Source organism: Paenibacillus sp. FSL R5-0744 (genome assembly GCF_037972555.1).
GTDB lineage: Bacteria > Bacillota > Bacilli > Paenibacillales > Paenibacillaceae > Paenibacillus_AQ.
In genome coordinates this window covers 4,924,270-4,943,447 of the sequence record NZ_CP150228.1, presented here as the reverse complement: position 1 = coordinate 4,943,447, position 19,178 = coordinate 4,924,270, and the positions used below count along the sequence as shown (strand labels likewise).

The 19,178-nt window shown below is 45.1% G+C and carries 18 protein-coding genes; 15 read left to right on the top strand and 3 right to left on the bottom strand.

Annotation, left to right across the window (positions count from 1 at the left end; translation table 11 throughout):
* Positions 1-23: 23 nt before the first annotated feature.
* The 3 genes from MKY19_RS21935 to MKY19_RS21925 all read left to right on the top strand — a co-directional run bounded on the left by MKY19_RS21935 (position 24) and on the right by MKY19_RS21925 (position 3,254).
* Positions 24-1,094 carry a Xaa-Pro peptidase family protein gene (locus MKY19_RS21935; RefSeq protein WP_339797653.1) on the top strand — a complete coding sequence of 357 codons (1,071 nt, stop codon included), beginning with the start codon at positions 24-26 and terminating at the stop codon, positions 1,092-1,094.
* Between the two features lie 47 nt (positions 1,095-1,141).
* Positions 1,142-1,699 (top strand): elongation factor P, encoded by a 558-nt coding sequence (efp, locus tag MKY19_RS21930; RefSeq protein WP_042190473.1) that lies wholly within the window; start codon positions 1,142-1,144, stop codon positions 1,697-1,699.
* 301 nt (positions 1,700-2,000) lie between these two features.
* Positions 2,001-3,254, top strand: a complete 1,254-nt coding sequence (locus MKY19_RS21925; RefSeq protein ID WP_339797651.1) for an aspartate kinase — start codon at positions 2,001-2,003, stop codon at positions 3,252-3,254.
* 1,034 nt (positions 3,255-4,288) lie between these two features.
* Here MKY19_RS21925 and MKY19_RS21920 read toward each other — a convergent pair.
* The gene (locus tag MKY19_RS21920; protein ID WP_339797649.1) at positions 4,289-5,935 is read right to left on the bottom strand and encodes a response regulator; all 1,647 of its coding nucleotides are present in this window, start codon (positions 5,933-5,935) and stop codon (positions 4,289-4,291) included.
* Between the two features lie 27 nt (positions 5,936-5,962).
* Positions 5,963-7,696: a histidine kinase gene (locus MKY19_RS21915; RefSeq protein ID WP_339266322.1), complete on the bottom strand. Its 1,734-nt coding sequence runs from the start codon at positions 7,694-7,696 to the stop codon at positions 5,963-5,965.
* Positions 7,697-7,876: 180 nt separating this feature from the next.
* Here MKY19_RS21915 and MKY19_RS21910 point away from each other — a divergent pair, with 180 nt between their 5' ends.
* The 3 genes from MKY19_RS21910 to MKY19_RS21900 all read left to right on the top strand — a co-directional run bounded on the left by MKY19_RS21910 (position 7,877) and on the right by MKY19_RS21900 (position 11,591).
* On the top strand, positions 7,877-8,809 hold the full coding sequence (locus tag MKY19_RS21910; RefSeq protein ID WP_339271741.1) for an ABC transporter permease subunit: 933 nt from the start codon (positions 7,877-7,879) through the stop codon (positions 8,807-8,809).
* Positions 8,810-8,820: 11 nt separating this feature from the next.
* Entirely contained in the window at positions 8,821-9,699 is an 879-nt protein-coding gene (locus MKY19_RS21905; protein WP_283908428.1) for a carbohydrate ABC transporter permease, read from the top strand.
* A 131-nt stretch (positions 9,700-9,830) separates the two neighbouring features.
* Positions 9,831-11,591: an extracellular solute-binding protein gene (locus tag MKY19_RS21900; RefSeq protein WP_339266319.1), complete on the top strand. Its 1,761-nt coding sequence runs from the start codon at positions 9,831-9,833 to the stop codon at positions 11,589-11,591.
* Positions 11,592-11,688: 97 nt separating this feature from the next.
* On the opposite strand, the gene MKY19_RS21895 is transcribed toward MKY19_RS21900, so the two are convergent.
* Entirely contained in the window at positions 11,689-12,555 is an 867-nt protein-coding gene (locus MKY19_RS21895) for a YitT family protein (RefSeq protein ID WP_339797647.1), read from the bottom strand.
* Between the two features lie 323 nt (positions 12,556-12,878).
* On the opposite strand from MKY19_RS21895, the gene MKY19_RS21890 reads away from it, so the two are divergent.
* The 9 genes from MKY19_RS21890 to MKY19_RS21850 all read left to right on the top strand — a co-directional run bounded on the left by MKY19_RS21890 (position 12,879) and on the right by MKY19_RS21850 (position 19,165).
* Positions 12,879-13,121 (top strand): YqhV family protein, encoded by a 243-nt coding sequence (locus MKY19_RS21890; RefSeq protein ID WP_036683194.1) that lies wholly within the window; start codon positions 12,879-12,881, stop codon positions 13,119-13,121.
* Positions 13,122-13,203: 82 nt separating this feature from the next.
* Complete coding sequence (gene spoIIIAA, locus MKY19_RS21885; RefSeq protein WP_339797645.1) at positions 13,204-14,205, top strand: stage III sporulation protein AA; 1,002 nt, start codon at positions 13,204-13,206, stop codon at positions 14,203-14,205.
* Entirely contained in the window at positions 14,198-14,716 is a 519-nt protein-coding gene (gene spoIIIAB / locus MKY19_RS21880; RefSeq protein ID WP_042190466.1) for a stage III sporulation protein SpoIIIAB, read from the top strand. The genes spoIIIAA and spoIIIAB overlap by 8 nt, the downstream gene beginning before the upstream one ends.
* Before the next feature lie 13 nt (positions 14,717-14,729).
* Positions 14,730-14,933, top strand: a complete 204-nt coding sequence (gene spoIIIAC, locus MKY19_RS21875) for a stage III sporulation protein AC (protein ID WP_036682849.1) — start codon at positions 14,730-14,732, stop codon at positions 14,931-14,933.
* Positions 14,934-14,940: 7 nt separating this feature from the next.
* Positions 14,941-15,330 (top strand): stage III sporulation protein AD, encoded by a 390-nt coding sequence (gene spoIIIAD / locus MKY19_RS21870; protein ID WP_042129828.1) that lies wholly within the window; start codon positions 14,941-14,943, stop codon positions 15,328-15,330.
* 42 nt (positions 15,331-15,372) lie between these two features.
* Positions 15,373-16,614, top strand: a complete 1,242-nt coding sequence (gene spoIIIAE / locus MKY19_RS21865) for a stage III sporulation protein AE (protein ID WP_339797641.1) — start codon at positions 15,373-15,375, stop codon at positions 16,612-16,614.
* A 104-nt stretch (positions 16,615-16,718) separates the two neighbouring features.
* Positions 16,719-17,480 carry a stage III sporulation protein AF gene (gene spoIIIAF, locus MKY19_RS21860; RefSeq protein ID WP_339266310.1) on the top strand — a complete coding sequence of 254 codons (762 nt, stop codon included), beginning with the start codon at positions 16,719-16,721 and terminating at the stop codon, positions 17,478-17,480.
* A gap of 40 nt (positions 17,481-17,520) precedes the next feature.
* On the top strand, positions 17,521-18,162 hold the full coding sequence (gene spoIIIAG / locus MKY19_RS21855; RefSeq protein WP_042190462.1) for a stage III sporulation protein AG: 642 nt from the start codon (positions 17,521-17,523) through the stop codon (positions 18,160-18,162).
* 67 nt (positions 18,163-18,229) lie between these two features.
* Complete coding sequence (locus MKY19_RS21850; protein WP_339797639.1) at positions 18,230-19,165, top strand: SpoIIIAH-like family protein; 936 nt, start codon at positions 18,230-18,232, stop codon at positions 19,163-19,165.
* Positions 19,166-19,178: the final 13 nt, after the last annotated feature.

The window sequence follows — 19,178 nt, the reverse complement described above, 5'->3', positions numbered from 1 at the left end:
GCTATTTCGAGAGGAGAATGAAAATGGGTAACAAGCGTGTCTCCAAGCTGAGTAAGGTTTTGCAGGATCAAGGATTGGATGCAATGTTGATAACTAGCGGTTATAACCGCCGCTATTTAAGTGGATTTACCGGATCGTCCGGTTATGTACTGGTGACAAGTGATGATTGTTATCTGCTGACTGACTTCAGGTATATGACACAGGCCGCGGACCAAGCAATGGGGGTTAAGGTTGTAGAACATACAACTAAGTTCATTGATACAGTTCGCGAGCTTCTGCCTTCTGGTAAAGAGGTACGTATCGGTTTCGAACAGGATGATGTTTCATTCAGCGCGTACACCTCATATGCAGAAGCACTTAAGCCGGCAGTGTTAGTTCCAATTTCCAAAGCTGTGGAAGACCTTCGTATGTTCAAGGATGAGGAAGAGCTTGCCGTTATGCAACGTGCAGCAGATCTGGCCGATGCTACATTCAGTCATATTCTGAACGTGATCAAGCCGGGCATGACTGAGCGCGATGTTGATTTGGAAATGGAATTTTATATGCGTACCCATGGTGCAACTTCTTCATCGTTTGATACGATTGTTGCTTCAGGTGAACGCTCGTCCATGCCACACGGCGTAGCAAGCAGCCGTGTAATTCAAGGCAATGAATTCATTACCCTTGATTTCGGTGCATTACTTGATGGCTATTGCTCAGATGTGACAAGAACCATCGCACTCGGAGCACCGGATCCGAAGCTGAAAGAGATCTATGATATTGTGCTGGAAGCTCAGCTACATACTTTAGCACATATCAAGCCGGGTATGACTGGACGGGAATGTGATGCCTTGGCACGTGATATCATTGCTAGCTACGGATATGGTGAACAATTTGGACACAGCACAGGCCATGGACTTGGAATGGAAGTTCATGAGTGGCCGCGTTTGTCCAAACTTAGCGACGATATTATGCAGCCGGGGATGGTCGTAACTGTGGAGCCTGGTATTTATTTGCCGGGAATTGGCGGAGTACGTATTGAAGACGACATTGTGATCACGGAGAGCGGAATATCACTGCTGACCCATTCGTCTAAAGAATATACAGTACTGTAAGTAAGTGTGATGTATTAGATTGATTATAAATTTTGGAGGGATTTTTAGTGATTTCAGTTAATGATTTTAAAACAGGTTTGACCGTAGAGGTAGAGGGAGATATTTTTACCGTTATTGATTTCCAACACGTTAAGCCAGGTAAAGGCGCAGCATTTGTTCGTTCCAAGCTTAAGAACTTGCGTAACGGTAATACAGTAGAGCGTACATTCCGTGCAGGTGAAACGATTGGCCGTGCTATTATCGAAAACCGTGGTGTACAATATCTCTATGCCAGTGGATCGGACCACGTTTTCATGGATAACGAAACTTATGACCAATTCGAATTGTCCGAAAAGCAATTGGAATGGGAATTGAATTTCCTTAAAGAGAACATGACTGTAAACATCGTTAGTTACAAAGGTGAGATTCTTGGGATCAACCTTCCTACCAGCGTAGAGTTGAAGGTTGTTGAAACTGAGCCTGGCGTTAAAGGAAACACGGCTCAAGGTGCTACAAAATCGGCCAAGCTTGAAACCGGACATAGTGTTCAGGTTCCATTGTTCATCAACGAAGAAGACATCTTGCTGGTTGATACTCGTGAAGGTAAATATATCTCCCGTGCGTAGGAAACAGAACAATAACCTAGATATTACCAGAAGAGCCTCCCCGTTTATACGGTGGAGGTTTTTTTATGAACAGTAACGGATAAAGATGCTATGGAAACCTACATTAAAATACTGGAAGTTGAGTAAAATAAGCACAGCTGAAGGGTTGATGCTGACCTTATCTTTTTTTTCACAGCGGGGAAATTTAATAAATTTTTTATGAAACCATTAACGCAAGGCACTGTTTTCGTATTATACTGATTTAAAGCGGGAAACCGATTAGAAGCAACTACATAGACCGATATGGGGAGTGAATGGGACTTTGTCACTTTATGTTATGAAATTCGGAGGCAGCTCCGTCGGCGACACTGAACGAATGAAACGCGTCGCCAAGCGCATCGCAGACAAGCAAGATGAGGGACATCGCTGCGTTGTGGTTGTATCTGCAATGGGGGATACAACAGATGATTTGATCGATACGGCGAAGCAACTAAACGGGCAGCCGCCCGCACGTGAAATGGATATGTTGATGACGACAGGTGAACAAATCTCCGTCGCTCTATTGTCCATTGCCCTGCATGGGATCGGGCGGAATGCAGTTTCTTATACAGGATGGCAGGCTGGATTCCGAACAGACGAAACTCACGGCAGAGCTCGTATCAATGAAATTGACCCGCGTCGTGTATTAGCGTCTTTGGAGCGTGAACAGATCGTGATCGTTGCAGGCTTTCAGGGAATGACTGTGGACGGTGAGATCACCACATTAGGCCGCGGTGGTTCGGACACTACAGCCGTAGCATTGGCTGCTGCTATTCAAGCTGATGTATGCGAGATCTATACCGATGTAGATGGTATTTACTCCACTGACCCACGTATCGTGAAGAAGGCACGTAAGCTGAAGGAAATCTCTTACGATGAAATGCTGGAGCTTGCCAATCTGGGAGCAGCTGTATTACATCCACGTGCAGTGGAGTACGCTAAGCGTCATCAAGTTAAGCTGGTCGTTAGATCGAGCTTTAATCATAATGAAGGTACTGTTGTGAAGGAGGAAACAAGCATGGAGCAGGGAATCGTAGTTAGTGGTATTGCATTTGATAAGAATGTAGCACGTGTCAGTATTCTTGGAGTTCCTGATGTACCAGGTGTACTCGCTCAGGTCTTCGGCAAGCTTGCTGAAGAGGGCGTTAACGTAGATATCATCGTACAAAGTGGTGTACAGAATGAGCAGGCTGACTTCTCATTTACAGTTTCTCTTGATGAGCTGGATCGGGCGAAGGAAGTAATTAAAGAAATTCATAAAACTTTGCCTTATCGTGAAGTTACCTCCGAAGATAACCTGGTGAAGGTATCCATCGTTGGTGCTGGTATGGTCAGCCATCCAGGGGTAGCGGCTCAAATGTTTGATGTACTCTCCCAAGAGGGTGTAAGCATCAAGATGGTCAGCACTTCTGAGATCAAAGTATCTTGCGTCATAGAATCAGGCAATTTGCCATCAATCATACAGGCGCTTCATACCGCCTACAATCTTGATACAACAGAGCAGGCTTTCGTCGGAGGTCCTAAGGATCGCCGATAGGAGCTGCTGGGGAAATAAAAAGGGATGTTTACAGCTAAATGGCTGTAAGCATCTTTTTTTATTGTTTAGGAAATTATACAATACAAAAAAATGTGGATAGCTCCGAAGAAAGAGGAAGGAGGGGTGAACGTGAAGAAGCAGGAAACATGGAATAAACGAGGAGTCATCCGTCAGTTTCTAAAAACCGAGCGGACCTTATATCCTCCGAAATGCATGTTTTAGCCGAGCCTACGGACAAATGTATGCGAAAAATCGAATACAATGTGCCGCCGGTAACATAAACGAGCCAAATGTATGCGAAAAATCGAATACAATGTGCCGCCGGTAACATAAACGAGCCAAATGTATGCGAAAAATCGAATACAATGTGCCGCCGGTAACATAAACGAGCCAAATGTATGCGAAAAATCGAATACAATGTGCCGCCGGTAGCGTAAACAAGCCAAATATATGCGAAAAACCGAATACAATGTGTCGCCGGTAACATAAACGAGCCAAATGTATGCGAAAAATCGAATACAATGTGCCGACGGTAACATAAACGAGCCAAATGTATGCGAAAAAACGAATACAATGTGCCGCCGGTAACATAAACGAGCCAAATGTATGCGAAAAATCGAATACAATGTGCCGCCGGTAACGTAAATGTGCCAAATGTATGCGAAAAATCGAATACAATGTGCCGCCGGTAACGTAAACGAGCCAAATGTATGCGAAAAATCGAATACAATGTGCCGCCGGTAACGTAAATGTGCCAATTGTATGCGAAAAACCGAATACAATGTGCCGCCGGTAACGTAAACGAGCCAGCGCTGTTATTCGCCCCAGATCACCGGGAAGGGGCTTGTTATTAGGAATAAGTGCAATACGGTCCGTCCCTAATAGATGTGCTCATTTCATCGAAATAAAGCCATTCGGTCCGCAAGCGGAACCTCACTACGAAGGTGTATATGGATACGGGTATGGAATTACGGATGTACTCAGCTTGTAACTCTACCTCCAAGGACGACGTCAGGCGTTTTTCTTGTTTAGACTTATAAACCGACTTTGTTGCGGTATTCTTGCGGCGTTATGCCATAATGCTTCTTGAATAGATGAATGAAATAGCTAGGTTTTTGATAGCCAAGCAAGGTAGAAATTTCATAGATTTTTTCAGGCGACTGCTCTAGCAAGAGGATTGCCTTCTCCATACGAACACGAAGCGTATATTCACTGATTCCTTCACCAGTTTCAAGCTTGTAAATCTTCGAGAGATATGAAGGATTCAGATATACGCTTGAAGATATAGTCTGTAGTGAAGCTGTACCAGGGTTCTGCGCGATATAATCCTGTACCTTGCGGATAATGGAGTTTCGGGAATCCTTCTCCACACTGCTAACCGAGCGTCGGTAGCTGGCGATGACCCGTTCACTCCAGTTGCGTAGCTCATCGACTGTTTGCATAGGCTGCCCGCTAGTAACGGTGTAGAAATCTTCACCGATCGTGTCAGCCAGCCATTTTTTGGTGCGATGAATAAGAGAAGAAATGGAGGAGGCAATGGCAAAATAAGCTTCAAGGATATGCTCCTGCGAGTCTCGCCATTCTTCTTCCAGCTCTTTCAGGATTGCCGCCAGCTTATCGTTGGCTGCTTCCCATTGGCCCATTTCCAACAGCAAACCGAGAGTGGGCGTTACATAGAGCTCATTTAGCTGCTGCATTTCACCGCGGTTTGGTTCCTTGGCTAGTGAAATGAACAATTCGGTATCCCTTCCGATGAAATGCCTGAAACTCACCAGTGAGGACTGATACATGGTCCGGATATCTTGCGGAAATTGGCCTCTTTTACTCGTTAGAACGGATACGCCTACCTTTAAGTAGGATTTAGCCGCACGTTGGAGCTGAAAGGCCTGTGTTTCAATCCAGACATCGAGTTCCTCTTCTTCGCTTATCTTTGTTGATTCAATTGTATTTGGAAGGGACTTGTCTGACAGCAAGCAGACGATAAATCCGTGCATATCTGTACAATGCCATAACGCCATACGGGGGCCGAACAGCTCAGCAGCAATGTTAGTCAGTGCATATTCAATGAGTGTCTCATCACTCTGATCGTACTCGCCTTCTGTTGTGTCTATCCGCAGCAGCATCATGCTGTAGGAAGTGCCTCTGGCAATGGGAACTTCATACATTTGAAGTTTTTTGGAAAGTGGGCCAATGGCCGGGTCCTGCTTGCCGGTAATCAGATCCCGAAGTAGATATTCCCGTAGCTTAGGCAGCTGTTCTCTAAGCGTATAATTAATTTTTTGAATCGAAATGATTTCTTGCCACTCTTGTTCAAGCTCGTCTAGTGCTTTGCGAACGGCGCTCATTAATTCTTCGTCTTCAACGGGTTTAAGGAGATAATCGCTGGATCTCAGCTTCAGCGCCTGCTTGGTATATTCAAAATCGGCAAAACCTGTGAGCAGAATGCATTTTGTATGTTTCCAGTTACGTCTGATTTCGGCAATGAGATCGAGCCCTGACATTCCCGGCATGCAGATATCAGTTACAACGACGTCGATCGAATGTTCATAGAGTAGTTCTAGTGCTTCACGTCCAGAGTAGGCTTTATGAACAATGTCGATGCCTATTTCGTGCCAGGGAAGCATATCAGCTAAATCTTCTGCAAGGGCTGTCTGATCATCTATGATTAACAGTTGGTGCATTTCATGTTCCTCCTTGATGTAAGCCAGTTATGAAGCACTATCGTAATCTGACTGATTAGGCCAGTATAGCTGGGTTTCAACTCCGCCTTCCTCCCGCCTGATAATACGCAGCCCGGCTTCTTTCCCGAACTGCAGCTGTATTCGTTGCCTTGTATTCCATAAAGCACAGCCCTTATCTTCGACAGGAGGAAACGCAATCTGCCGCTGCAATGAGATAAGCTTTTCTTCCGTAAGACCAATCCCGTCATCCTGAACTGCGATAATATTATACTCTTCGGTGACATAGGCACTGATATGAATACTTCCGCAGCCTACCGGCTCTATCCCGTGCAATACGGCATTTTCAACTAGTGGCTGAAGGATAAGACGCGGCAGCTTAAGCCCTGCAAAGTCACTGGGGATATCAATCTCGTATTTTAAATCCTGAACTTTGATCGCCTGAATGGCGAGGTAGCTTTGAACCAAATCGATTTCCTCTTTCAGCTCGGCGGTTTGCCGCTCTGAGTAGGTCGTGTAGCGATAATATTTACTTAGATGCATCGTTAGCTGCATAACCGTCTCTTTCTCACCTAGACGTGTCAGACTGCGAATGAGTGTGAAGCAATTGTATAGGAAATGCGGATTAATCTGCGATTGCAGCTGCTTCAGGTTGGCGTCTCTTGAAGCTATCTGCTCCAGGTAAACATTCTGTATAAGCTGTTCAATCTGCGTGGCCATATCATTAAAGCTGACCAGTAGGAAGTGAAATTCATTATTTGGATGCAAGACATTGATCGTTGAGTAATCTCCACGTTTGACTCTGCGCACTCCACGAATAAGTTCACGAATAGGTACTTGAACGGTGTTGTATAGGAAGTACGCTGCGATAGTACTACCTACAAGCAAGAAGAAAATCGAGCTGTAGAATAAATAGCTGTTTGTTGTAATCGGCCGTACTACATCCTGAATTGGCAAATAATCCACCAGATATTGTCTGAGCTCCGGCATCCAGACGCAACTGACGGCGTATTCGCTTCCAGAGAGTGTAAGCCGTGTGAACGGATGTTTAGCGAGAACCTTCAGATCGATCTTTTCAATTAGCTCTTTCTGTAGCTTCTGATCCGCATCTATGGCTTGTATCACACTATGATCGGATGAAATAAAAAAAGGATCACCTTTGCCTCCTTTTTTGAAACGATCCAGTGCCTTGATCAAATCCGTGGCAGGAAAGCTCATTTCTACAATCAGCTTCGCCTGATCCAAGGAGGAATTAAATGGCTCGGTAATATGACGAACAAAGCGTTGCTGCCCACGATAGAAGGAGGGCACATCGGTCGTTATTTTCCAAGTCCGAGAAAAGTTGCGCCGTAGTTGGTTGTTGTCAAACACATTGGAAACATTGGAGGAAACAAAAGTTCGTGTGTCGGGGGCATAGATGCTAAGTGTTGTGTCCCAAGTTGAGGAAGCGATTACAAGTTTCAGCTTGTCATCAATTTTGAGCTTTTCATTAGTCTGCTCATACAGTGTCATAATTTCGATGAATTCGAGCGCGCGTACATTGATATCTTCGCTGAGGATGAGTCCGCCTTTTGAGAGCTGCGCGGCGACATTGTCAGTCTGCACGGCAAAGTATGTAAGGTCCTTATACATCGATTTCTCAATTTCGTCCGAGACCACACGCAGACTTGTCTGGTTGGAGAACCAATATAGTCCCACGAGCGGAATTAGCAGGATCAGGACCAAAGAGATGATTTTTGTAAATGTATTAAAGCGTGTGTTCATGCTTGCGACTCCTTCGCTTCATGAAAGTAAGGAAACAAAAAATCAGGCATTGTTCCAAAATTCTCGGCGCAGACGACCTTATAAGGCGATTGTATACTTACTATTGCAGGATGATGTTGCAGATGTCAATCCTAAAAAATGATGGTAGAGAGGATTATGGGGATGGAAACAGCAAAAAAGATGAATGTAAAAGGCACACTGGTCTCGCGGCCCTGGCTGAAAGGATTCCTAAAACGAACATGGCCACTGCATGTAATGTTGATACCTGCTGTTGTGCTACAGTTCATCTTCGGTTATTTGCCACTTGGGGGACTTGTGATCGCTTTCAAAGACTTCAAGCCTTATGACGGAATATGGGGATCAAAGTGGGTTGGACTTGAACATTTTCGCTTTATGTTTGAATACCCGGACAGTAAGAAAGTTATTGTTAATACCGTTCTGATCGCCGGTTTGAAAATTATATTGAATGTCATCGTGCCGTTTACATTTGCGCTTCTGTTGAATGAAGTCCGGCGAAATTCGGTCAAAAGAACGGTGCAAACGCTCGTATACTTACCTTATTTCATCTCTTGGGTATTTCTCGGAGGCATCTTGACGGATATGTTATCCGCTGACGGGATGATTAATTCTGTATTACAGAATTGGTTTGGCATTGAGCCTATCCTATTTCTAGCCAGCGGCAACTGGTTCCGTTTTATCGTAGTGGTGACCGATGTGTGGCAACAATTTGGGTATGGTACGATCGTCTATTTGGCAGCGTTAGCGGGTGTGAATCCGTCGCTATATGAAGCAGCTGAGGTAGATGGCGCGAACCGTTGGAGACAAACTTTAAGCGTAACGATTCCGTCGCTGGTACCTATCATCATTGTCGTTGCTACTTTGGCTATTGGTAATATACTTAACGCTGGTTTTGACCAAATCTTTAATATGTATAACCCGCTTGTATACGATAAAGGCGATATCATTGATACGTTTGTGTACCGAACCGGTATCTTAAATGGCCAGTATAGCTTTGCTACTGCTGTTGGCGTGTTTAAATCATTGGTTGGTTTTTTACTCATAGTGGTTGGTTACAGAGTGGCCTATAAATTGGCTGACTATAAAATATTCTAGGAGGTTCAGGGATGTATTACAAAACAAGAGGATACCAGTTGTTCACAATACTTAACTATTGCATTCTTGTCATAGCTGGACTGCTCTGTATCCTGCCGATTATTCATATTTTAGCGATTAGCTTCAGTGCAAGCGCACCGGCTAATGCTCATCTGGTCGGACTTTGGCCAGTCGATTTTAATATCGAATCCTACACCAAAACCTTGAACAATCCCAATTTCTTACGGGCATTTTTTATTTCAGTGGGTCGGACGATTCTTGGCACATTTATGACGATGAGCGTGATTACCCTTGCTGCTTATTCCTTATCGAAGGATTCGTCAGTACTCAAAAGCCGTAACATCTACGCTTGGTATTTTGTCTTCACGATGCTGTTCACAGGCGGGATGATCCCTTTATATATGGTCGTGCGGAATTTACACATGATGGACACGATTTGGGCGCTTGTGTTACCGGGTGCAGTGCAAGTATTTAATATGATTCTGCTTATGAATTTCTTCAAGGCCACGCCAAAAGAGCTGGAGGAGGCTGCGTTGATTGATGGAGCAGGACACTTTACCGTACTGTTCCGTGTGTATCTCCCATTGGCTATGGCTTCCATTGCCACATTGTCGTTGTTCTCAGTTGTCGGTAGCTGGAATGCATGGTTTGATGGTTTACTATATATCAATAATTACCGTAACTATCCGCTTGCCACATTTCTACAGACGGTTATTGTATCGCAGGACTTCAGTAAGTTGACAGCGAATCCTCGTGATCTGCTGAATATCTCTCAGCGGACAGTGAAAGCTGCACAGATTTTCATAGGCATGTTGCCAGTACTGTTGATTTATCCATTCCTACAGCGGTTTTTCGTGAAGGGGATAGTATTAGGAGCGATTAAAGAGTAATAGTAAAAAGATAAAAAAATTAGTATCAGCACCAAATATCGGGTATTTCCAAATTTTTCATCGAGAATTATAGTTTGATATGTAGAGCAGGGGGAAGCGCTCTCAATACGATCTAGGGGGAAAAGAAGAAAATGCAATACAAACGGATAAGCAACATATTACTGGCTTCGGTAATGGCGCTAAGTCTGGCGGCTTGCTCAAGTAATAATAACAACAGTCCGGCAGCTTCAAACGATGCGACAAAGAAAGAAAACAGCACTACTGATAATGCAGCACAGCCAAAAAGTAATGTTGACGAAACCGGTTGGGATGGCAGCAAATATGTTGAGCCAATCACACTTACGACGGTTAAGGCCATCGGTAATAACTATTACTATAAAACCGGCGAGAGTATGGAGAACAACGTTCTTAACACTTATATGAAAGATAATCTGGGCATTGATGTGAAATATGATTGGGTTGTCACCGACACCAACCAAGCCTATCAGACGAAGATTAGACTTATGTTGTCTTCAGGTGATAAAATGCCGGACGTGATTACTTACCGCGGCGATATGGAAACGGTCAATATGCTGATTGACTCCGGACAGTTCACAGATGTTGGTGGCTTGATCGACAAGTATGCTGGCGATGTATACAAGAAGGGTATGGAGCTGAATCCGGATACCTTGTTACCAGTAACACGCGATGGCAAAGTTATGGCGCTTCCGGTTCTGGATTACGCTTATAATGACGACATGGTTCTCTGGCTGCGTCAAGATTGGATGGATAAGCTGGGTCTGCAGGCTCCTAAGACACTTGCTGATTTTGAGAACATCATGGACGCTTTTGTAAACAAAGATCCTGATGGCAACGGTAAGAAAGACACTCTTGGTCTCGCTACCGGTTTTAAAAATACTTACTTGAACTGGATCGCTGATATCAGCTGGTTGTTCGGTGATTTCGGCACCATGCCTGAACAATGGAACAAAGGTGCAGATGGTACTCTGAGCTATGGCTCGATCGATCCAGGTGCGAAGCAAGCACTGTCTACACTGAAGACATGGATGGAAAAAGGTTATATCACTAAAGATGCAGGTCTTGTCGATGAAAATGGTGGTTACGAACAATTCACTAAAGGTCAAGCGGGTGCAATTGTAGGCCGCAACTGGCTTCCTGACTGGCCGTTTGGTGATCTGCTGAACAACGTACCTGGTGCAAAATACAAAGCTTATGCAATTCCTGCCGGTCCTGATGGCAAAATTGGTACACAAAGTGGTAACCCGTCTGTTAACGGATGGATGCTGATCAATAAAGATTCGAAGCATCAAGAAGCACTGCTGCGTTATTATAACTTCTTATTCGATAACTGGGCGAATCCACAAAAAGGTGGCATTTTCGAAAATGGTTTTGCTGAAGGTTATGACTATGCCAAGCAAGCAGATGGTACTGTAGTTAAAGACCCGGCGAAATATCCGGATCTATTCCCTGGCTATGGCGACCGGACACATTTAGTTGAACCGATCTACTACTCTCTTACCTTTGACGGTGCCCGTGAGCCGGGATTGTACGCAGAGACGATGAACAAACTGGCAAACGGTGGTACGCCTGAAACTCCGTATGAGATTGCTACAGCTGCAGTTCGTAAACCGGAGAATATTGAAGCCATGAAGATCGTCTTGGAGCAAAAGGATATTCGTATGAAGAATTACTTCCAAGGACCTCTGACTGAAACCATGAAATCCAAAAATGAGCTATTAAAGAAATTGGTACTTCAAACGTACTCCAAGATCATTTACGGTCAATCCCCTATCGAAGAGTTCGATACGATGGTGGCCAACTGGAAGAAATCCGGCGGCGATGAAATTACTAAGGAAGTGAATGACTGGTATATTTCCGCTAGTAAAAAATAAGCAAATAGCATCACTTATAGATGAAAAGGAACGCTGCAGATTTGAATGCAGCGTTCCTTTTCATTTATATAACAGCAAGGGAGGTAGGTCCCTGAATTTATCCTAATCGTTTGAACCGGCCCTGAATCTCTACAGTCTCCACAACATTGACGAAGGAGCTTGGGTCTGCCTCAAGAATAGTTCTCCGCAGATTTGCAAGTTCATACCGAGTCGTTACAGTCATTAGCATGGTATTTCCCTCATGACTGTATCCACCCTCTGCATTGACGACAGTGATGCCATGAGGTAACTCTCTGAGACGGGCTAACATCATCTCCCGTTCTTTGGTAACGATAAAGCAGGTCAGCTTCACATGGCGAATATGGATCATATCGACTACTCTACTCTTTACAAAAATACAGAGCATAGCGTATAAGGCGGAATCCCAGCTTTTAAAGAAGCCTAAACTCAGAATAACTAATCCATCCATTAAGAACATGATATTCCCCATGGGAATATCCCGTTTACGTGAAATAATCGAGCCTAATATATCAAATCCCCCAGAAGAGCCCCCAGTACGGAGAGAAAAACCAACGCCCCCAGCAATAATTACTCCGCCGAAAATACTTGCAAGAATGGGGTCCTTGGTCATTTGCACCTCAGGAATAATGGTAATGAACCAGGTGGTGGCCACGACGGAAAGCAAGCTTAGTAAGATGTACTTTTTCCCCACTGCAATAAATCCCCAGACAATTAAAGGAAGGTTTATTACAAAATAAAGTTTAGAAATGTACTTCGGATCCGTTAAATAACCGACGACCGAAGCCACCCCTGCTACCCCACCGCTCAGAAGCTGATGAGGAATTAGAAACAATCGCATCCCGCTTGCAATTAAAAAGGCTGAAAAAATAATGATAGCTACTTCCTTGAGTGGTCTGACTACGGTCCGCATGTTTTGCGGTAACCCGTAACTTCGAACTTGCATGACACAAATCCCCTCTTTTTCTTATGTCTTTATAGTCTGCTCTTTTTGAAAATATAAACCCACTATATTTCCAATTAACAAGGATACCACAGATGGAAGTGTTCGTAAAAAATAATTTTATCGTACTGATTATATTTATTTATATAGGTGTGTACTATGAACTCTTTCACAGTTGGACTTGCAATTCTGTCATTTCTCCTTGTCTAAAGTGAGTAATTATCGCATATCCATGGATAAGAGAAGGACAAACAAGCCCTGAATATCATTCTGTATGAAATAGTAAAAGTTAGGAGTGGAGTGGATTGGACAAGTATGTAAGCTGGATGGCGACTCTTCGGCTGTTCTCGGGTAGTGCGGAGATTATAGCTGCACTGATTATGCTGCGGTTGAATCAGGTAGACAAGGCGCTTGCAGTCAATTCTGGACTAGCTTTGGTAGGCCCGACGATCTTGATATTGACGACAGCGATCGGACTTACAGGGATGGCTCAGCAGTTGTCCTGGAGCAAACTGGGCTGGGTCGGTTGCGGTGTAGCCTTTCTCTTAATCGGGATTCTAAAAAAATGATAGATGATAGGCATATTGAGCGCGTACAAGCATAAATATGGAATAAAGCAATTAGATAGAGGACAACTTGGGGGTACTTTGTATGGCAGATGATTGGTTGCAATTGTTTCCTGAAAAAGTAAGAGCACTATTAAAGTGCCTTCCCCTTCCGTTACTTGGATTGGTGGAAGAGATTCGGGTCCGTGAAGGTCGTCCGCTGGAGATTAACTATTCAGGTAAATATCACTTTCTTAGAGCAAATGGCAGCGTAACGCAAAGGCCGGAAGAAGCCTATAGGCCGGATCGGGAGGACACTCATAGACTGCTAGATCTGATCAGCAACCATTCACTATATACGATGGAAGAAGAGCTGAGAAAGGGATTTATTACGATTCCTGGCGGCCATCGAATAGGACTTGCTGGTCGGACGGTGTTGAGTGGTGGTGGTGTGGAGCATCTACGCGACATTACAAGCTTCAATGTTCGCATAGCCCGAGAGGTTCCCGGAGTCGCAGATAAAGTGCTACCTTATCTGCTGGACAAGGGGAGGCAGCGAATGATGCACACCTTGATCCTCTCGCCTCCACAGCACGGGAAGACAACACTTCTTCGCGATATCGCAAGACAAATCTCCTTAGGAGATTTGGGGAAACGTGAAGGCGGAAGACCAGGTATGAAGGTGGGGATTGTCGATGAACGTTCTGAGATTGCCGGAAGCAGACGCGGGATTCCCGCCTTTGATGTTGGTCCGCGCACAGATATCCTCGACGGCTGTCCCAAAGCTGAAGGCATGATGATGATGATTCGTTCCTTGTCACCGGATGTATTGATCGCTGATGAGATTGGTCGTCCTGAAGACGCTGAAGCAGTCACTGAAGCGCTGCATGCTGGAATATCAGTCGTTGCTTCAGCTCACGGTAAAGAAGTAATAGAACTGGCTCGTAGACCCGGGCTTGGCGGGCTATTGGAACAAAAGATGTTCGAAAGATACGTCATTCTGCATCGCTCAGAAGCAGGACTCTCCTTTCGTGTTCTGGATGGACAGAAACGCGGATTACTTCTTATCTCACCCGGGGATCGATTAGGTGGTGATTTACATGCTTAAGCTATTCGGTGCCGTTCTGATTGTGCTGGCTGGTACGTTAGCAGGGCTCCAATTTGCAAAACAATATGCAGACAGGCCAAGACATATCAGAGGCTTGATAGCAGCGCTACAGCGGCTGGAAACAGAAATTATGTACGGCTTTACCCCATTGCCTGAAGCTATGCGGCGCATTGGGATTCAGTCTAAGGAACCGCTCAAAACGTTGTTTATTAAAACAGCTGAGGAGATGAGCCCACCCCATGATCGAAGTGCCCAGGATGCCATTCAGAGGGCTATGGACTCGCATTGGAAGTCTACCGCATTGAAGGGGACAGAAAAAGAGATTCTCCGCCAGCTCAGTTGTACTCTCGGTACAAGCGATAGGTCCAATCAGAGCACTCATATCGCGTTAGCATTGCAGCAATTGAAGCAGGAGGAGTCGGTGGCCAGAGAGGATCAAGGCAAATATGAAAAATTGAGTAAAAGCCTGGGTCTGCTGCTTGGAGCATTGATCGTCATTTTGATCTTTTAGCGAGGTGCCAGGAATGAATATTGAAGTCAATGCGATTTTTCAAATTGCCGGCATTGGCATAATTATCGCCATGATACACACGGTGCTTAAACAGATGGGAAAAGAAGATTTCGCACATTGGGTTACCGTGATCGGGTTCGTCGTCGTGCTATTTATGGTTATTCGAATGCTGGATGGACTGTTGCAGGAAATAAAAACGATCTTTCTTTTTCAATAGGCGTGCTATGGAGATCATTCAAGTTGTTGGAATAGGGCTGATATCGACCATATTGATTCTCGTGCTGAAGGAACAAAAACCGATGTTTGCCTTTCTTCTCGCTACTGCCACAGGGATTCTGATCTTCCTGTTTCTAATCGGCAAGATTGGAATGATACTTTCCACACTGGAGCGGGTGGCAGAGTCATCGGGGATGGAAATGATCTATTTGAAGACCGTGTTCAAAATCATCGGAATTTCATATATCGCTGAATTTGGAGCACAGATTGTGCGTGATGCAGGGCAGGAATCGATTGCTTCCAAAATAGAGCTCGCCGGAAAAGTCCTCATTATGGTACTAGCTGTACCCATTATCAGCATCATTATTGAAACGGTCATGAAGCTGCTACCTGCTTAAAGCAATTGAAGGAAGCTAAGCAACGATTAGGGAGGAGAAGTTATGCAAAAGTGCAGTGTTTTTCGTCCTCCAAAATTAAAAATAATACTGCTGCTGCTCCCATGCTTCTTCATTCTATGGTTTGCAGGTACAGCTCAGGTGGCCATAGCTTCTCCAGCAACTCCAGCGCCTGGATCGGGGAACGCCTTCCCAGTAGACCAGTGGGTCAAGGGTCAGGTGAACAATCTGCCAACAGATAAGGTGGAGTCGTACTGGGATCAACTGATGAAGGATTACGGAGGTTTTTTTCCAGACGGGGCAACACCATCACTTATGGACATGCTGCTTCCAGGGGATAAGGGACTCAGCTTACAAGGTGTATTATCCGGGCTTCTTGGATTTATGTGGCATGAGGTGCTGTACAACGGAAGGCTGCTGGTCACGATTGTCATGGTCAGTGTGCTCAGCATGATACTGGAGACGCTACAAACCGCTTTTGAGCGAAAAACGGTCAGCAAGGTGGCTTATACGCTCTGTTATATGGTAGTGCTCGTTATTGCCGTGAACAGCTTCAATATCGCTATAGGTTATGCGAAGGATGCTATCGACCGGATGATTGATTTTATGATGGCCATGATTCCGCTACTGTTCGCGTTACTAGCTTCCATGGGGAACATTGTTACCGTCTCGGTCACACATCCACTAATTGTTTTTATGATTCATACCGTTGGCACACTGATCCACACCATTGTCTTTCCACTATTATTCTTCTCGGCGGTGCTGCATCTCGTAAGTGCATTGTCGGAGAAATACAAGCTGACCCAGTTGGCGAATCTGCTAAGAAATATCGGAGCCGGATTACTAGGAGTACTGCTCACTGTGTTCCTCGGTGTGATTTCAGTCAGGGGAATTACGAGTTCAGTGACAGATGGTGTTACGATCCGGGCCGCTAAATATATTACAGGCAACTTTGTTCCGGTCATCGGAAAAATGTTCGCAGATGCAACAGACACAGTGATCTCAGCTTCACTCCTGGTGAAGAACGCTATTGGGCTATCGGGAGTGATCATCATTTTGTTCCTTTGCGCTTTTCCGGCGATCAAAATTCTGGTGCTTGCTCTGATCTACAATGTAGCTGCTGCTGTAATGCAGCCATTAGGAGAGACGCCGATTGTGGTCTGCCTCCAGACCATCGGAAAAAGCATGGTGTACGTATTCGCTGCTTTGGCAGCTGTATCGTTAATGTTTTTTATGGCCGTCACGATCATGCTAACCGCTGGCAATTTAACCGTCATGATGAGGTGAGCTTGAAGGCTATGCTAACAAAACTTAGCGGGTGCTTACGAAGCTAGTTTTGTACGAAGAAATTCTCTGAAGGCTATGCTAACAAAACTTTTAGGAGGGAAACGATGAGCTGGTTGGGCGATTGGCTACGAGAGATCATACTTGTCGTGCTGCTAGCATCATTCGTTGAATTACTGCTCCCAAGCAAATCCATGGAGCGTTATGCAAGGCTGGTGCTGAGCCTCCTGATCTTACTTACCATGCTTAGCCCGATCGTTTCTCTCCTTAAAGGTGACGCAATAGCCGAGCTGAGTATAGCCATGGGGCGTCAGGAGAAAGAGGGAGGCTTATTCACAGGAGGGGGAAGTGGAGATCCCTCTTTGGAAAAGATTCTGGCAGATGGTCAAAAGCTTGCACAAGGGCGACAGGATCAAAGCCTAAAGCTGGCCGCAGAAGAGGTTGCTGAGCAAATGAGGGAGCAGATCATCAGCGAGACCGGCAAACGCGGGGTTAATGTCACTGTAACGCTCGGCATGGGGAAATCCGGCGGCTCCGGTAATGAAGATATTCCTGTCATTTCTGCAGTGAAGGTCTCAATGTCCCAAGCAACAGCTAATTCCATAGGGGCTTCCGGTAATTCCAGCGCAGCCGCTGCTCCGCCGATTGCAATCGCTCCTGTAGAGCCTGTAGAAGTAAAGATCGGTACGAATCCAGAGAATGGATCAGCTTCTGCAGATGAGCCCAAAGCAGTGAACGGAAATGTAACAGAAAATAACACGACTTCAAGTGAAACGGAGTCCATCGTAAAGCTGTTGGAACAAAAATGGGATTTGGATCCCGAAGTAATCCAAGTGGATGGCGGCGTTGTGAATAACGTCAAGTTATGAGTCTGTAGCTTCTAAACTATCAATGTTAGGAGGGATAGGAGTGGGCAATTGGCTGAAAAAGCTGGAGCAATGGGCTGGGGGTGGGGCTGGCAGTCCGAAGAGAAGTCATACTTTTCGCTGGCTAATCATTCTGGGTCTGCTGGGCGCAGCAATTATGCTGTTTAATTCCTTCGTCAATGTGAAGAAGATTGATAACGAGAATACGGGGCGTGAGCCACCGCTGAATCAGTCCTCCCAAACGGCGCTGGTACAGAGTGATCCTGGAGCTACTAACTCGTTCGAGAGTATTGAACAGACACTGGAGAACCGGACGAAGGAGATTTTGGAAAAAATCGTTGGTGTCGGTACCGTTGATATCATGGTCACTGTGGAATCCACGGAAGAAATTGTCGTGGTGCGAAATATGAACGACTCCCAGCAGCTTAGTGAGGAGACGGATGCCAGTGGTGGAAAACGTCACACGACACAATATACGAGGGATGGCGAAATCGTAACCTACTCGCAATCGGGTGATGAAACACCTATTGTGACGAAGCGGATTAAGCCTCAGGTACGCGGCGTACTGGTAGTTGCCAAAGGTGCAGAGAACAAAGTCGTTCGTGGACTTATCGAGCAGGCTATCGAAAAAGGCTTGAATGTCCCAATTCAGCGCATTTCAGTAGTACCACGCAAACAAGAGTAGCAGGAGAAAGTCAAGAAGTGAGTGCTTCCGAAGCAGCCACTAGATTAAATTTTAGGAGGAATTAAGAATGAACGGCAAAAGACAAACAATATGGTTGGTTTCTATGCTCAGTTTGATGGTTGTACTCTCGGCATACTATTTATTTACTGAAGATTCAGGTGCATCGGTTCCAAAAGACACAGCAGGAACTATGCAGGTAGACTCCTTGAAAAAAGATACAGCAAACGCAGCATTACCAACGGTTGGCGACAAAGGAATCGTTGTGAACGAAGTGGTCAATCAAGGAGATGTTGTTGCTGATGGAGGCGTTGTAGATAACGCTACAGCCACTGACGATAGTGCAGCTACTGCAACTACTGATGACAGTGCAACTACAGCGGTTAAGGATGATAGCAGTAAAGCTGCAGCAGACAGCGGTAACTCTGAGAAAGCTTCGACGGACACTGCTGCAAAAGACTCCAGTAAAACTTCTGACACGGCAGCTAAGGACACGGCAGCTAAGGACACAGCAGCTAAGGACACAGCAGCTAAGGATACAGCAACTAAGGATACGGCAGCTAAGGATACAGCGGCTACTACAACATCCAAAACCCCTGCTAAGAATGATAAAGAAATCCTGGATGAAGTAGCTTCACAAAGTGTATCGGCGAGCAGCATGTTCACTAACTACCTGTATGAACGTGAGCAAAAGAATCTAAAGAGCCAACAAGACTTACTCGCTTTGATTAACGATATGGAGAAGACGCCTGCTGATAACGCAGTTGCTCAAGAACAGCTCCTTAACCTTGAAGAAAAAGAATCTAAAATTACGGGCATCGAAGAACAGCTTCAACAAAAATATGGGGAAGCCATCGTGAAGGAAGAAGCTGGGGACAGCTATAAAGTAGTCGTACTGAGTGACAAGCTGGATGTAAAACAAGCGGTTAGCATCGTTGATCTCGTAATGAAGGAACTGAGTGTGTCTCAGGATAAAGTTAGTGTTCAATACGTTTCCGAGAAATAATAAGACGTGAAAT